Genomic DNA, 15,916 nt, shown 5'->3' with positions numbered 1-15,916 from the left:
CCGCATGAGCGAATCCGTCAACCTCCCGGCACTCGGAGAGAGTGTCACCGAGGGCACGGTCACCCGCTGGCTGAAGAACGTCGGCGACCGGGTCGAGGTCGACGAGCCCCTGCTCGAGGTCTCGACCGACAAGGTCGACACGGAGATCCCCTCCCCCGTCGCAGGCGTCGTCGAGGAGATCCTCGTGGCCGAGGACGAGACCGTCGAGGTGGGGACCGCGCTGGTCCGCATCGGCGACGGCTCCGGCCAGGGCGGCGACTCCGCCGACGACGCCCCCGCTGAGGAGACCACCGAGGCCGAGCAGCCGGAGGCCCCCGCCGAGGGCGGCCAGGACGACGCGGACGACGCCGTCGTCGCGTCCGCTGCGGCACCGGCCCCCGGCGAGGAGGCGGACTCCGACGCTCCTGCCCCGGCCGACGACGTGGACCCGGCCCCTGCAGCCGAGCAGCCTGCCGACCAGGCCCCGGCCGTCCCCGCCACCGCCCCGGCTGCGGCGGCACCCCCTGCGGCGGCTGCGGCGCCCGCGGCCGCGGCGCCTCCCGCAGCACCGGCAGCGGCAGCTCCGGCAGCAGCAGCTCCGGCACCCGCCGCAGCTGCTCCCGCCGCCGCCGCGTCGTCGGCCCCGGCCGACACGTCCTCTGCTCCGACGGGCTACGTCACCCCTCTCGTCCGCAAGCTCGCGAACGAGAAGGGCGTCGACATCTCCACCCTCAGCGGCAGCGGGGTCGGCGGTCGCATCCGCAAGGAGGACGTGCTCGCCGCGGCCGAGGCCGCCTCGTCCGCGTCGTCCGCCGCCACGTCGGCGCCGGCTCCTGTCGAGGTCTCGCCGCTGCGCGGCACGACCGTGCCCATGACGCGTCTCCGCAAGGTCGTCGCCGAGCGCGCCGTCCAGTCGATGCAGGCCATGGCGCAGCTCACGAGCGTCGTCGAGGTCGACGTCACGGCCGTGGCGAAGTTCCGCGACGCCAACAAGGCCGCGTTCCTGGAGAAGACCGGCAACAAGCTGTCGTTCCTGCCGTTCTTCACCCTGGCGGCGGCGGAGGCCCTCAAGGCGCACCCCAAGCTGAACGCGACGGTCGACGGCGACTCCATCGTCTACCCGGACCACGAGAACGTCAGCATGGCCGTCGACACGGAACGAGGTCTGCTCACGCCCGTCATCAAGGACGCGTCGGACCTCGACCTGGCCGGCATCGCCGCCCAGATCGCGGACCTCGCGCAGCGGACCCGCGACAACAAGCTGAAGCCCGACGAGCTGGCCGGGGGCACCTTCACGGTGACGAACACCGGTTCGCGCGGGGCGCTCTTCGACACGCCCGTGGTGTTCTTGCCCCAGGTCGCCATCCTGGGCACCGGCGTCGTCGTGAAGCGACCCGTCGTCGTCTCGGTCGACGGAGCGGACGCGATCGCGGTCCGGTCGATGGTCTACCTGGCCCTCTCGTACGACCACCGCATCGTCGACGGTGCGGACGCCGCCCGGTTCCTGGTGGCGGTCAAGGCCCGTCTCGAGGCCGGCGACTTCGCGGGCGTGCTGGGCATCTGACCTCGTCCGTCTGATGCGGTGCGTCAGCGCTGCAGAACCTCTCAGCGCTGCAGAACCTCCCTGAGACGCCAACCGGCCTCGGTCCTCACCACGAGGACCGAGGCCGGTTCGTCGTCCGCCGTCCGGCACGCCAGCAGCACTGTCTCCCCGAGTCGCTGCACCTCGGACTCGACCCGGACAGGGAGGACGAGGCCGTCCGTCGACGCGGGATCGTCCAGGACCCGGGCATCGTCACCGGCCACGGGCGACCCGGCCTGGTCCACGGCCGCGAGGCACGACGTAGAGGGTTCCCTGACGCAGTCGATCCGGGCGCGCAGCAGGACCGCCGTCGCGGCCGCTGCGTCGTCGCCCCGCACTGAGGCCTCGTCCGTGCGCGAAGCCGTCGCCGTCGCCGTGGCAGTGGGACTGGTCGCGGGACCGTGAGCGAGGCCCGGGTCCGGGTCCGGGTCCGGTGCCGGCGCACCGAGACCGGACGCGTCCGACGTCGGGACGTCCGGTGACGCCCCGTCGGGGACGAGGGCCACCCCGATCACGAGCGAGACCGCCACGAGACCGCCCAGTGCCCAGGAACGCGGTCGCACGGCACGCAACCGCTCCACGATCGGCACGGCCGACACCGCCTCCCACCAGTCCGCCAGGCCGTCCAGCAGGGCGGACTCGGGCAGCGCGCTGGTCCAGCCGGACCTCGGCGGCTCCCCCGGCGGCGGGCGCCAGACGACCGACGCCTCCTCGACGCCGCTGCCGGGCGTCGTCGTCGGCAACGCGACCGGCGCAGCCAGGTCGTGGACCAGCTCGACGAGCTCGTCCATGTTCGTGCCGATGCCCTCCGACCCCAGGAGCTCGTCCCTGTCGTGAGGGGACAGCTGGAGGGCCAGGGCCTCGACGAAGGTACGCGCGCCCTCCGGCACGGTCTCGGGCGGCAGACGCCCCGGGGTCGGAGGCCGGCGCACGGGGTACGCCGCGACGACGCCGCCCACGAGGACGGGTGCGCCCCGGTCGTCGATCACGACGTGCTGGAGACCGATGCCTCCGAGCACCGCCCCACGCCGGGCGAGGTGCGACACGGCAGCGAGCACCGGGAGCAGGACGGTCACGGCTTCTCCCGCGGACATCGTCCCGCGTCGCCGCGCCCAGGTGTCGAGACGCTCCCCGCCGGGCTCGGCCGAGACCACGACCAGGGCGCCGTCGTCGTCGGCGAGCACGTCGACGGGCTGCAGGAGGTGCGGGTGCGGCATCGAGCTGACCACTGCCACGAAGGCCGGCGATGCCCGCCGGAGGACGACTCGGCGCCCGTCGGGGGCCGTGCCCTCCGCGCTCTCGTCCCGGCCGGGGGGCCAGGAACGGCCCGGCGCGAGCACGTACGGACCGAGCGAGGAGGTGACCATGGGGCCATCGTGGCCGACGGGCAGGCCCAGAGCCGCCCCTCCTCGGGTGCGGTGGGGAGGGACGGCGACCGTGGCCGACCCGGGGAGGACCCACGGCGGCTCGCGACCCCGTATCCTGATCTGCATGGCACGTCGCACGTCACCGGAGAACACGTCCCCGAAGCCGCCCAAGGAACCGGGCCGCTTCAAGCAGATGTGGCAGGTGTTCAAGATGACCCGCCGCGTCGACAAGACTGCGCTGCCGCTGATGCTGCTGGCACTGCTGCTGCCCGTGGCCGCCGGCGTGCTCGCGGGGATCTTCCTCTCCGCCGGCAACGTCCTGGCACTCGTGCTCTACATCGTGGTCGGCCTGATGCTCGGCATCCTGCTGCTGCTGATCGTCCTCGGCCGCAAGGCCGAGCGGGCCGCGTACTCGCAGATCGAGGGCCAGCCCGGGGCGGTGGGCGCCGTCATGAAGAGCGGCCTGCGCCGATCGTGGCGTGCAGCCGAGATGCCCGTCGCCGTGCAGGGCCGCTCCCAGGCCGCCGTCTACCGGGCCGTCGGCAAGGGCGGCGTCGTCCTGATCGGCGAGGGCTCGGTCGCCCAGACCAAGAAGCTCGTCGACGAGGAGCGTCGCAAGGTCGCCCGGATCCTGCCGAACGTCCCCATCACGGTGCTGAACGTCGGACCCGACGCCGAGTCGGTCCCGCTGCACAAGATCGCGGGCCGCATGAACAAGATCAAGTCGTCGCTGAACCGGAACGAGGTGCTCGCCGTCAGCAACCGCCTCCAGTCGCTCGGCAAGAACGGCCTCCCGATCCCCAAGGGCGTCGACCCGTTCAAGGTCCGCGCCGGGCGTCCGCGCTGATCGACGCGATCCGCTGATCGAACCAGCCACAGACGGAGGCGCCCGTCCCCCTCGAGGGGACGGGCGCCTCCGTCTGTCCGGTCGTCGTCAGACGCGGACGAGCACCGTGCCGGCCACGCGGTCGTGCAGGCCCCGCTGGTCCTGGTCCCAGACGACCGCGGGGATGACGAGGGCGAGCAGCAGCGTGCGGACGACCGGGCGCCAGAGGCCGATGCGCCCGCCCGCCATCGGCACGAGGCGCATCCCGAGGACGAGATGGCCGACGGTGCCGCCGAGCGTGACCAGGAACACGATCTGGACGACGCTGAAGATCACCGTGATGGCGAGGCCCTGGCCGTCGAAGAAGGCGAATGCGACGACGTAGGCGAGGCCCCAGTCGATCGTCACCCCGGCGATCCGGCGACCGAGTCGCGCGATCGAGCGCGGGCCCGTGCGCGGCAGGCCGAGACGCTGGCCCGGCCAGTCCTGCCGCGGGGCCGCACCGCCGTCGAGGGGGTCGGACGGAGGGCGGGAGCGGTCGTCGTGCATGACGACGAGCCTATCGACGCGCCACCCGTAACATCTCTGAAACAATGGGGACACCGCGACGAAACCGCGCCCCCCTAGCGTCATCGAAGGCTGCGACCGGCAGTCTGACCGATCTGAGCCCATTGGAGAGACACCTAGATGTTCACCGATTCTTCCGAGGTGCTGACGTTCATCAAGGACAACGACGTCAAGTTCCTCGACATCCGGTTCACGGACCTCCCCGGCGTCCAGCAGCACTTCAACATCCCCGCGTCCACCGTCGACGAGGAGTTCTTCTCCGTCGGCCAGCTCTTCGACGGGTCCTCCATCCGCGGCTTCGCCTCGATCCACGAGTCGGACATGCAGCTCATCCCTGACGTGACCACCGGCTACGTCGACCCCTTCCGTGCTGAGCTCACGCTCGTGCTCGTCTTCGACATCTTCAACCCGCGGAACGGCGAGCTCTACAGCCGCGACCCGCGCCAGGTCGCCAAGAAGGCCGAGAAGTACCTCGCCTCGACCGGCATCGCCGACACCGCGTTCTTCGCCCCCGAGGCCGAGTTCTACATCTTCGACGACGTGCGCTACGAGGTGAAGCAGAACGCCAGCTTCTACAGCGTCGACAGCGAGGAGGGCGCCTGGAACACGGGCCGCGTCGAGGAGGGCGGCAACCTCGCAAACAAGACCGCCTACAAGGGCGGCTACTTCCCCGTCAGCCCGGTCGACAAGACAGCCGACCTCCGCGACGACATCAGCCTCAAGCTGATCGACTCCGGCCTCGAGCTCGAGCGCGCGCACCACGAGGTGGGCACCGGCGGCCAGCAGGAGATCAACTACAAGTTCGACACGATGGTCCACGCGGCCGACGACATCCTCAAGTTCAAGTACATCGTCAAGAACACGGCCGAGCAGTGGGGCAAGGTCGCGACCTTCATGCCCAAGCCGCTCTTCGGCGACAACGGCTCGGGCATGCACACCCACCAGTCGCTCTGGAGCGACGGCAAGCCGCTGTTCTACGACGAGAACGGCTACGGCGGGCTCTCCGACCTTGCCCGCTGGTACATCGGCGGCCTGCTCAAGCACGCACCCGCCGTGCTCGCGTTCACGAACCCGTCGATCAACTCTTACCACCGCCTGATCCCCGGCTTCGAGGCCCCCGTCAACCTGGTCTACTCGGCCGGAAACCGCTCGGCCGCGATCCGCATCCCGATCACCGGCACGAACCCCAAGGCCAAGCGCATCGAGTTCCGCGTCCCGGACGCGGCGTCGAACCCGTATCTCGCGTTCGCGGCCCAGCTGATGGCCGGCCTCGACGGGATCCAGAACCGCATCGAGCCGCACGAGCCCGTCGACAAGGACCTCTACGAGCTGCCCCCCGAGGAGGCCAAGGGCATCCCCCAGGTGCCCGCGTCTCTCGACGGCGCCCTCGACGCGCTCGAGGCCGACCACGCGTTCCTCACGAAGGGCAACGTCTTCACCGAGGACCTCATCGAGACCTGGATCGCGTACAAGCGCGAGAAGGAGATCCTGCCGATGGCGCAGCGCCCGCACCCCTTCGAGTTCGAGCTCTACTTCGGCGTCTAGCCGAGGCCGACGGGGCGTGACCGATCCGGTCGCGTCCCGTTCGCGTCGGCCGCCGGCACGGCAGGAGGCCCGCACCCCTCGGGGGTGCGGGCCTCCTGCCGTGTGCGGGACGGTCGTCAGGCGGGGATGCTGCTCCCGGTGAGGACGCGACGCTGAGCCGGGGTGCGACGGCCCCCGAGGGGACGCACCTCCCAGCCGCCGCCCGACCACACCTCGGCGTCGAGAACGTTGCGCGCGTCGATCACGACGGGGTTGGCCGCGAGGTCGGCGAGGGCGGAGGGCTCCGCGTGGACGAACTCGGGCCACTCCGTCAGCAGGAGGACGGCGTCGGCGTCGGACACCGCCTCCTCGATGGTGTCGGCGAACGACAGCGTCGGGAAGCTGCGCTGGGCGGTCTGGGTCGCCTCCGGGTCCACCACCAGCACCTGGGCGCCGCGCAGGTGCAGGGCGGCGGCCACGTTCAGGGCCGGCGAGTCGCGGACGTCGTCCGTGTGCGGCTTGAAGGCCGCGCCGAGGACGGCGATGCGCCGGTTGAGGACCGAACCACCACAGGCGTCGATGGCCTGGTCGATGACCCGCTGGCGCTGGGCCATGTTGATCTCGTCGACCTGCTGCATGAGCCCGACGGCCCGGTGCGCCCCGAGCTCGTTGGCGCGGAACATCAGGGCACGGATGTCCTTCGGCAGGCAGCCGCCGCCGAAGCCGAGGCCGGCGTTGAGGAACTTGCGGCCGATCCGGTCGTCGAAGCCGAGGGCGTCAGCGAGGGTCGTGACGTTCGCGCCCGCTGCCTCGCAGAGCTCGCTGATGGCGTTGATGAACGAGATCTTCGTCGCGAGGAACGCGTTCGCGCTCACCTTGACGAGCTCGGCCGTCGGCAGGTCGCACGAGATGACGGGGGTGCCCGTCGCGATCGGCTCGGCGTAGACCTCTCGGAGGATCGCCTCGGTGCGCGTGTCCGTCCCGCCGAAGACGATGCGGTCGGGTCGCAGGGTGTCCTCGACGGCGTGGCCCTCGCGGAGGAACTCGGGGTTCCAGACGACGTCCGCCGACACCCCGGCGGGCAGGGCGCCCGCGACGATCTCGCGGAGCCGCGCTGCGGTGCCGACCGGCACGGTGGACTTGCCGACGATCAGGCCGTCGTGGCTGAGCGACTGGGCCACCTTGCGGGTGGCCTCCTCCACGTAGCTGAGGTTCGCGGCGTGGCTCCCCCGCCGCTGCGGCGTGCCGACGCAGATGAAGTGCACGTCGGACAGGGCGACGGCCTCGGCGATGTCGGTCGTGAAGAGCAGGCGCCCCGACTCGACGTGGCGGAGGATGAGCTCGGGCAGCCCTGGCTCGAAGAAGGGCACGCGGCCCTGGCTGAGCGCCTCGACCTTGGCGGGGTCCGTGTCGACCCCGATGACGTCGAAGCCCATCTCGGCCATCGCCGCAGCGTGCGTGGCGCCGAGGTAGCCGGTGCCGATCACGCTGATGCGGGGCTTGGTCGAGGCCGACGTCACCGCGGCGTCGACGGACTGGGGGTCGGTGCCGGCGCTGTCGACCGGGCTGGTGTTCTTGCTCATGATGCGCTCCTCGCGATCTGGGGTGCTGCAGTCAGGGGTGCTGGTGAGGTGGTGGTGGGCCGTGGCCGCGGCGACCGTGGCCGTGACGGACGTTCCGCGGTCACGGCGCGGTCCTCAATGCGAAGTCGGTGTCGGTCCTGGCGATCCCGCGCCGGAACGCCTCGAGGGAGTCCTGCCGGGAGGCGATCCGCCAGTCGTTCGTCAGGTACGAGCCGCTCGACACGGTCGTGGCCGTGAGGTTGAACCAGGAGAAGCCGAGGATGTCGTCGTTCTCCGGCTTCGCGAGCTCGGTGAACAGCGAGTCGATCCACCTGGGCTTCTGGGCGTCCTTCGTCGTGCCGAGCTCGGCCGCGCCCATCTCGGCGAGGATGATCGGCTTCGACGTGATCTGGCGCAGCTGCGTCAGGGTCTTGCCGAAGGTGCCCTGGAAGTCCCCGCTCTGGGGCGTCTCCACGCTGTTGCGCAGGTAGCCGGTCATGCCGACCCAGTCGACGTAGTCGTCGCCGGGGTAGAGGCTCTCCGTGTACTCGACGCCCCTGTTCTTGGTGGGCACGCCCTCGACCCGGGTGGGGGCCCAGACCCAGGCGACGAGCTCGTTGGCGCCACGGGCCTCGAAGAGGTCGTGCACGTGCTTCCACATCTCGACGTACTCGCCCTTCTCGTTCCCGTTCACGCCCTCCGCCCACGGGTACCAGTTGCCGTTCATCTCGTGGTCGAGGCGGATGGCCATGGGCAGTCCGTTGGCCACGAGCGCGTCGGCCCAGCGCGTCAGGTACTCGTCGAAGTCGCCGTCGACGATCTTGCTGAGCTCGTAGTCGGGCTCGACGACCGCGTCGTTCGCGGCGGCGATCGGGCGCGACTCCCACGTGAGGAACGGCAGGTCGCCCTTCGCCCACGACCGGTTCACGGCCGTGGCGTTGAACTCCTGGTCGAAGCCCTGGAAGTAGCCGGCCATGTTCGGCTGGACGCCGACCTTCGCGCTGACGTCGTCGAACTCGGACCAGCTGAACGGCGACTGGGTCGTGTAGAGGCCGAAGTAGCGCGACTCGGGCGACACGATGTCCGCGAGGGAGGGAGCCGTGATCGGGACGGGACCCGTCGTGCCGCCCCCGTCGCCGGAGCCGTTGCCGCTCCCGTTGCCGTTGCCGTTGCCGCTCCCGTTGCCGGAGCCGGAGCCGTTCCCGTTGCCCGAGCCACCGCCCTTCGTCCCGGGGACGACCGCGGCAGAGCCGCTGCCAGAGCCGCCGCCGCCCGCGCCGTTCGCCGTCCCGGAGCCTCCGGACGCCGAGTCGCCCCCGGTGGCCGCCTGAGCGTCCCGCAGCGCGTCCTGCGCCGAGGCGAGACGGGCCTGTGCGTCGGTGAGCTGCCCCTCCGACGTCCACGCCTGCTGCTGGACGTCGGCGAGCTGTGTCTTGCTCGCCGCCAGTTGCTGCTTCGCCGCGACGAGCTGGTCGAGCAGGGCCGAGCGGTCCTCCTTCATGGCCGTGACCTGGGCGGGCGAGGTGCCGACCGCCTGCTGGACGGCCGTGCGGACGGGGTTGTCCGACGGCGAGATCCAGATGAGCCACGAGATCATGGCCAACAGGACCACGGCGGCGGTCGCGCCGAGGGCGGTGCGCCGGGCGTTCCCGTGGGACGAGGCCCACCAGGCTCCGGACTGGACGTGCAGCGGGGCGACGAACGTCTGCGGTGACTCAGACAATGAACCAGACCTCCAGGGCGATGATGACGGCACCGATCAGGTACGGGAAGCCGGCTTTGGGGTTGAGGCGACGACGAGGAGGCGCGGCTGCGGCCACTGGAGCAGAAGCGGCCGCGAAGGCGGTCGCCGACGAGGTCGTCACGGCGTCGCCCAGGGGCGACGGCGCGGTCTCGACAGCGGTCTCGGCGCGGTGGCTGCGGACCAGCACCACGCCGGTGTCGTCGCGTCGGACGGTCGTCGCGTCCGACGTGGGGCCGGCCGGGCTCGAGGAGCCGCCGAAGTCGAAGAGAGCGTCCACGCCGGGGTCGGACTCGTCGTCGAACTCACGCTCGAGCACCCGCAGGGAGTCGTCACCCGTCGCTTCGTGCGCCATCTGCTGCGCCGCGTCGTCCGCGGCGCCGCCCGCGTAGGCCCCGGCTCGGGTGCCCCAGCCGCTGGCGTGCCCCATCCGGAAGAACCCGATCACGCGGATCGGCATGAGGAAGAAGGTGGACACGATGATGAAGACCGGCAGGCGGAGGAAGTCGGACGGCTTCTCGGCGAGGTGCCGCATCTGTCGGATGGCCATGCTGAGCACGGACGACAGCACCATGAGGACCACGATGCTGATCAGCCCGGTCGAGACCCCGTACTCCGCGAGGATGCCGCGGTAGAGGTTGATCCCCTGGCCCGTGATCCCCCGGTAGATCCAGCCGCCGATCACGCCCATCAGCAGGAAGGGAAGGACGATGTCCATCGCGAAGAAGAACGCGAGCATCGGGGCGTGCCCGAGCATCCAGGGCATCATCCGGAAGGTGTTGTACTGGCTGCCGCGGGCCCAGCGGAGCTGCTGCTTGAAGAGCTTCTTCACCTCGAGCGGAGCGTCGGTGTAGACGAGGCTCGTGTGCTGGTACACCGTGCGGTAGCCCTCCTTCAAGGTGAGGTTCGTGAGGGTCCGGTCGTCGCTGACCTCCAGGAAGACGCCCATGAACTTCTCGGTCATGAACTTGTCCATGACGCGGACGAGGATCTCGCGACGGAACGCGATCGTCCGGCCGGGGAGGCAGCCGATCTGGCCCAGGACGCTCTGCGCCGGCATCGAGTAGAGGGCCCGCGAGTTCTCGAGCCAGTCGGCCCAGCGCGTGATCCAGCTGCGCTCGGGCTCCAGGATGCGCTGACGCGTGGTGACGCCTCCGACGTTCTCGTGGGCGAACGGACGAACGAGCTCGGAGAGCGTGCCCGGCGTCCAGACTGTGTCGGAGTCGACCAGCACGGTGATGTCGCCGCGACTGAGCTCGGTGCCGATCATGACGGCGTTCCGCTTGCCCGGGATGGGGGTGTGCACCCAGCGGACGAGGGGGGCGTACTCGTCGCAGACGGCCGCCAGCTCGGGGTTCGGCTTGCCGTTGATGACGACGATGATCTCGCCTGGCTGCTGCTCGACCATGCGGCCGATGACGTCGCGGAACAGGTCGAGGGGCTCGTCGACCACCGGGACGACGACGCTCGTCGTGCCGGAGAACTCGCCGGTGAACGGGCGGTAGCGCCGCGAGAGCAGCACCTTGATGATCCACAGGATCCAGATGAAGGCCGAGTAGACCGCGAACAGGTACAGCTCGGCGTGGCCGCCTGCCATCGAACGGATCTGGAGGATGAAAGTCAACACGAGGGCCGCCTCACGGGGATGGGAAAAGGATGATTCCGCGTCATCGAGGAAAGGGGGTCTGTCGGGTCGGTGCAATCTTGCGGCGGTTCGGAGGTGACTCACAACCAGCCACCCGTTCGGGGACTCGACTCGATGCCGCGGGGTACGCACGTGTCCCCTCATCGGTGTCGCACGAAATGCCGACAGGGCAGGACGGCCTGTCGCGACGGCTCGGACGTCAGGGAATGCTCGGACGTCGCTCAGCAGGGCGGCCGCGGCGAGCCGCTGTGAAATCCCAGTTCACGACCGTGTTGCATCCCGGGCCGCCGGCGTCGACCCAGGGCGACGACGTGAGGGAACCGCAGGGAATCGAGATCGTAGGCACATCCGGCCGTGACGTGGCCGAAACGCGACGGACATCTCGACCGGGGTACGCGCCCCCTTTTCGGGGTACGCGAAAATCACCCGTGACCAATTCGGGCGTCACCCCCCGGGTGAGGCTATCCCGGGCGTGTCGGACTCGGCGCCCGGGTGATCGGTCGAGCGGAGCGAGCTCAGGCAGTAGGCTCCGGCCCCTCGTCCAGCCCGTAGAAGCCGCGTTCGAAGACGGCGCGGGCACGCCGGGTCGCCGCGAGGTAGTCCTCCTCGAGCCGCGTCGCGGACCCCGGCGGGTACTCCATCAGGCGTGCGACACCCTCGAGCTGGCGACGGTCGGTCGGCAGGACGTCCGACGTCCGGGAGGTCCAGAGGACGACCGCCGAGCGGGCGCGCGAGGCCATGAGCCACGCGTCGTGCAGCTTGACCGCGTCGTCGGCGTCGACGAGCCCGGCCTTCTCGGCGGCGTCGAGGGCGGCCAGGGTCGAGGTGGTGCGGAGGCCGGGAACGTCGTGCGCGTGCTGCAGCTGGAGCAGCTGGACGAACCACTCGACGTCGCTCAGCGAGCCGCGGCCGAGCTTGAGGTGACGGGAGGGCTCCGCGCCCTTGGGGAGGCGTTCCGCCTCGACGCGTGCCTTGATGCGCTTGACCTCGCGCACCTCCTGCTCGGAGAGCGAGGCCGGGTAGCGCACCTCGTCGGCCAACGCGGTGAACTCGGCTCCCAGGCCGACGTCGCCGGCCACGACGCGGGCGCGCAGCAAGGACTGCGCCTCCCACGTGAGCGACCAGCGGGCGTAGTAGGCCCGGTAGGAGGCGAGGGACCTCGTGACCGGCCCGTTGCCCCCCTCGGGGCGGAGCCCCGTGTCGAGGTCGAGCGGGACGAGGGCGTCAGAGGTCAGCCGGCCCATCTCGGCGACCACGCCGGCCGCGCGGCGCTGGGCCGTGTCGTCGCCCTCGGCCCCGCGGTGGACGAAGAGCACGTCGGCATCCGACCCGAAGCCGAGCTCCCGTCCGCCGTAGCGGCCCATGGCCACGACGACCATCTCGACGTCGGGCACGTCACGGCGGGCCAGCGCGAGGGCGCCGGTGATGGTTGCCGTCGTCACGTCGGTCAGTCCCTGCGCGAGCTGGTCGATGGTGACGAGCCCCAGGATCCCCGAGATCGCCAAGCGCAGGATCTCCCGGCGCCGAGCCTGCCGGAGCACGCCGGCCGCCGCCTCCCGCGACTCGTGTCGACCCACGGTGGCGCGGGTCTCGTCGAGGAGGCTCGCCAGTGTCCGCGGCTGCAGCTCGGAGTCGGACTCGAACCACGCGGCTGCCTCGGGCGTGCGGTCGAGCAGGTCGGCGACGAAGGTCGACGACGACAGCACGGTCGTCAGACGGTGGGCGGCCCCCGACGAGTCCCGCAGCATGCGGAGGAACCAGTACGACTCCCCGAGCCCGTCGCTGAGCCGGCGGAAGGCGAGCAGCCCGAGGTCGGGGTCGGTGCCGTCCGCGAACCACTGCAGCATCGCAGGCAGCAGGTGACGCTGGATGCTCGCGCGCCGGGAGACTCCCCCGGTCAGCGCAGCGATGTGCCCCAGGGCGCCACGGGGGTCCGCGAAGCCGATCGCGGCGAGCCGGGCGGCGGCCTGGTCGGTGCTGAGCGCCAGGTCCTCCTCGGGGCGCGCGGCGACCGCCGAGAGCAGGGGCCGGTAGAAGAGACGCTCGTGCAGGGTACGGACGCGCCGCTTCACCTCGTGCCAGGTCTCGACGAGGCCGGTGCCCGAGGAGCTGAGCCCCGAGGCCCTGGCCAGGACACGGAGCGCGTTCTCGTCGGTGGGCATCAGGTGCGTCCGGCGCAGGTCGGTCAGCTGGACGCGGTGCTCGAGCACGCGGAGCACCCGGTAGTCGCGGTCGAACTCCGCGGCCTCGGCGCGGCCGACGTAGCCTCGCCTCGCCAGGGCGGCCAGCGCCTCCAGCGTCGACCGCTGCCGCACGCCGTCGTCGGCCTGGCCGTGGACGAGCTGCAGCAGCTGGATCGTGAACTCGACGTCGCGGAGGCCGCCGGGGCCGAGCTTGAGCTGGCGGTCGACCTCGTCCGCGGGCAGCAGGTCCGTCACGCGCTCGCGCATGGCCTGCACCGACTCGACGAAGGCCTCCCGCTGAGCGGCGGACCAGACGAAGGGAGCGATGCGCTCGGCGTACCGCTCGCCCAGGTCGGCGTCCCCTGCCAGCGGTCGCGCCTTGAGGAGCGCCTGGAACTCCCACCCCTTCGCCCACCGCTCGTAGTACGCGACGTGCGACTCGAGCGTGCGGACGAGGGCGCCGTCCTTGCCCTCCGGCCTCAGGTTCGAGTCGACCTCCCAGAGCTCGGGCTCGAGGGCGAGGTCGGTGATCGCGCGCACGGTGTGCATCGCCAGCCGGGTGCCGATCTCGACGGCCCGCCCGTTCTCGAGGCCGTCGGCGCCCTCGGCGACCCACACGACGTCGACGTCGCTCAGGTAGTTGAGCTCTCGGGCACCGGCCTTTCCCATCCCGATGACGGCGAGGCGGGAGCGGGCCACGTCGTCCGCGGGGAACGGGACCTCGCGCCTGGCCACGTCGAGGGCGGCGTGCAGCGCGGCGCCCGCCAGGTCGGCCAGGGCGGCAGCGACGACGGGCAGCGCCTCGACGGGGTCGGGGCGGTCGAGGTCCCAGCTGGCGATCTGCACGAGGTGACGGCGGTAGCCGACGCGGAGGGCGACCCTCGCCTCCTCGTCCACGAGCCCGGCCACGCGCAAGACGAGGTCGTCGACGTAGACGTCGTGCGAGAAGGGAGCGGGCACCGGGCGGGCGAGCAGGTCGAGCTCGGCCGGACGGCGCACCAGGAACTCGGCGAGGCCGGACGACGACCCGAAGAGGCGCAGCAGCCGCTCCCCTCCCCCGGCCGAGAGCAGGTCGACGACGCCCTCGGGTGCACGCTCGAGCAGGCGCTCGAGGTGGAGGAGGGCCTGGTCGGGATCGGGACTTCGGGCGAAGGAGGCGACCGCCGACGCGAGCGACGGGGTCGCCTCGACGAGGCGGTCCAGTCGCTCGCGCGCGGTGCCGAGCTCGGCGAACCCGAGCCGTGCCAGGTCGGACAGCGCCGTCGCGGCTCGGGGCATGACGGTGCCGGCCCGCTAGAGGATCTCGAGGTTGGAGCGCAGCTCGAAGGGCGTCACCTGCGCGCGGTAGGACTTCCACTCCTGCCGCTTGTTGAGCAGCACGTAGTTGAAGACCTGCTCGCCCAGGGTCTCGGCCACCAGCTCGCTGTCCTCCATGATCGAGAGCGCGTGGTCGAGGCTCGCCGGCAGCTGCTTGTAGCCGAGGGCGCGACGCTCCGCGTCGCTCATGCCCCACACGTTGTCCTCCGCCTCGGCGGGCAGCTCGTAGCCCTCCTCGATGCCCTTGAGGCCAGCGGCCAACATGAGCGAGAAGGCGAGGTACGGGTTCGCCGCCGAGTCGATCGCCCGGTACTCGACCCGGCTCGAGTTGCCCTTGTTGGGCTTGTAGAGCGGCACGCGGACGAGCGCCGAGCGGTTGTTGTGGCCCCACGTGACGAAGCTGGGGGCCTCGTCGCCGCCCCAGAGGCGCTTGTAGCTGTTGACGAACTGGTTCGTCACCGCCGTGATCTCGGGAGCGTGGCGCAGGAGGCCCGCGATGAACTGGCGACCGATGCGCGACAGCTGGTACTCGGCCCCCGCCTCGTAGAAGGCGTTGCCGTCGCCCTCGAACAGCGACATGTGCGTGTGCATGCCCGAACCGGGGTGCTGGCTGAAGGGCTTGGGCATGAACGTGGCGTACACGCCCTGTTCGATCGCCACCTCTTTGATGACCGTGCGGAACGTCATGATGTTGTCCGCGGTCGTCAGGGCGTCGGCGTAGCGGAGGTCGATCTCGTTCTGGCCGGGGCCTGCCTCGTGGTGGCTGAACTCGACGGAGATGCCCAGGTCCTCGAGCATGCGCACGGAGCGGCGGCGGAAGTCGTGCGCGGTGCCGCCCGGGACGTTGTCGAAGTAGCCCGCCGAGTCGACCGGCTGGGGGCCGTCGGGGCCGCCCTGCGCGTCCTTCAGGAGGTAGAACTCGACCTCGGGGTGCGTGTAGAACGTGAACCCGCGCTCACCGGCCCTGGCCAGCGTCCGCTTGAGCACGTTGCGGGGGTCGGCGACGGCCGGCTGCCCGTCGGGCGTCGTGATGTCGCAGAACATCCGCGCCGTGGGGTCGATCTCGCCGCGCCACGGCAGGATCTGGAACGTGGTCGGATCGGGCTGCGCCAGCACGTCGGCCTCGTACGACCTGGTGAGGCCCTCGATCGCGGAGCCGTCGAAGCCGATGCCCTCGGCGAACGCGCCCTCGACCTCGGCCGGGGCGATGGCCACCGACTTCAGGGTGCCGATCACGTCCGTGAACCAGAGCCTGATGAACTTGATGCCGCGTTCTTCGATCGTCCGGAGGACGAAGTCCCTCTGCTTGTCCATCGACAGCCTTTCTGCTCTGCGTCGAGGCTAGTGGACGCGTCCGTCGGCAAAGGTCACGGCAGTCTCGGATCCGTCAGTCGTCCGCCGCGTCCTCGGCGTCGAGGCGGGCGTTGCGCTCCTGGATCGTGCGGATCGCGGCCGCCGCCTCCTCGCGGGTCGAGTAGGGGCCGGCACGGTCCACGGCGGGCGAGACCTTGCCCTCCTCGACCTCGTGCGTGCGGGTGTTGAACCAGAACTCTGTCGTCATGGGCCGAGGTTACCGCTCGGCCGCGTCGTCGTCCCGGGCGACGTCCCCGACGCCGACGCGTC

The 15,916-nt window shown here is 71.0% G+C and carries 11 protein-coding genes; 3 read left to right on the top strand and 8 right to left on the bottom strand.

What is annotated here, in order from left to right:
* Positions 1-4 precede the first annotated feature (4 nt).
* Positions 5-1,543 (top strand): 2-oxoglutarate dehydrogenase, E2 component, dihydrolipoamide succinyltransferase, encoded by a 1,539-nt coding sequence (gene sucB, locus JOE35_RS08710; protein ID WP_209560764.1) that lies wholly within the window; start codon positions 5-7, stop codon positions 1,541-1,543.
* Positions 1,544-1,584: 41 nt separating this feature from the next.
* On the opposite strand, the gene JOE35_RS08705 is transcribed toward sucB, so the two are convergent.
* Positions 1,585-2,928, bottom strand: coding sequence for a hypothetical protein (locus JOE35_RS08705; RefSeq protein WP_209560763.1), 1,344 nt, complete (start codon positions 2,926-2,928; stop codon positions 1,585-1,587).
* Between the two features lie 124 nt (positions 2,929-3,052).
* Here JOE35_RS08705 and JOE35_RS08700 point away from each other — a divergent pair, with 124 nt between their 5' ends.
* The gene (locus JOE35_RS08700) at positions 3,053-3,775 is read left to right on the top strand and encodes a DUF4191 family protein (protein ID WP_209560762.1); all 723 of its coding nucleotides are present in this window, start codon (positions 3,053-3,055) and stop codon (positions 3,773-3,775) included.
* Positions 3,776-3,862: 87 nt separating this feature from the next.
* Here the strand turns inward: JOE35_RS08700 and JOE35_RS08695 are convergent, their stop codons facing one another.
* Complete coding sequence (locus JOE35_RS08695) at positions 3,863-4,303, bottom strand: RDD family protein (protein ID WP_209560761.1); 441 nt, start codon at positions 4,301-4,303, stop codon at positions 3,863-3,865.
* A gap of 138 nt (positions 4,304-4,441) precedes the next feature.
* Between JOE35_RS08695 and glnA the strand changes: the two genes are divergently transcribed.
* On the top strand, positions 4,442-5,866 hold the full coding sequence (gene glnA, locus JOE35_RS08690; protein WP_209560760.1) for a type I glutamate--ammonia ligase: 1,425 nt from the start codon (positions 4,442-4,444) through the stop codon (positions 5,864-5,866).
* 116 nt (positions 5,867-5,982) lie between these two features.
* Here the strand turns inward: glnA and JOE35_RS08685 are convergent, their stop codons facing one another.
* The 6 genes from JOE35_RS08685 to JOE35_RS08660 form a co-directional block, all read right to left on the bottom strand.
* Positions 5,983-7,428: a UDP-glucose/GDP-mannose dehydrogenase family protein gene (locus JOE35_RS08685; RefSeq protein ID WP_209560759.1), complete on the bottom strand. Its 1,446-nt coding sequence runs from the start codon at positions 7,426-7,428 to the stop codon at positions 5,983-5,985.
* 100 nt (positions 7,429-7,528) lie between these two features.
* On the bottom strand, positions 7,529-9,130 hold the full coding sequence (locus tag JOE35_RS08680) for a glycosyl hydrolase (RefSeq protein ID WP_245186079.1): 1,602 nt from the start codon (positions 9,128-9,130) through the stop codon (positions 7,529-7,531).
* Positions 9,123-10,775 carry a glycosyltransferase family 2 protein gene (locus JOE35_RS08675; RefSeq protein WP_209560758.1) on the bottom strand — a complete coding sequence of 551 codons (1,653 nt, stop codon included), beginning with the start codon at positions 10,773-10,775 and terminating at the stop codon, positions 9,123-9,125. Before JOE35_RS08675 ends, JOE35_RS08680 begins: the two co-directional genes overlap by 8 nt.
* A gap of 533 nt (positions 10,776-11,308) precedes the next feature.
* A complete protein-coding gene (locus JOE35_RS08670; protein ID WP_209560757.1) occupies positions 11,309-14,254 on the bottom strand; it encodes a bifunctional [glutamine synthetase] adenylyltransferase/[glutamine synthetase]-adenylyl-L-tyrosine phosphorylase in 2,946 nt (981 codons plus the stop codon).
* Positions 14,255-14,269: 15 nt separating this feature from the next.
* Positions 14,270-15,607, bottom strand: a complete 1,338-nt coding sequence (locus JOE35_RS08665) for a glutamine synthetase family protein (protein ID WP_123546050.1) — start codon at positions 15,605-15,607, stop codon at positions 14,270-14,272.
* Between the two features lie 73 nt (positions 15,608-15,680).
* Complete coding sequence (locus JOE35_RS08660) at positions 15,681-15,854, bottom strand: SPOR domain-containing protein (RefSeq protein ID WP_209560756.1); 174 nt, start codon at positions 15,852-15,854, stop codon at positions 15,681-15,683.
* Positions 15,855-15,916 lie beyond the last annotated feature (62 nt).

The sequence above is a fragment of the Frigoribacterium sp. PvP032 genome (assembly GCF_017833035.1).
GTDB lineage: Bacteria > Actinomycetota > Actinomycetes > Actinomycetales > Microbacteriaceae > Frigoribacterium.
The sequence above is the reverse complement of the archived record's forward strand: the minus strand, read 5'-3'. Positions and strand labels throughout refer to the sequence as shown.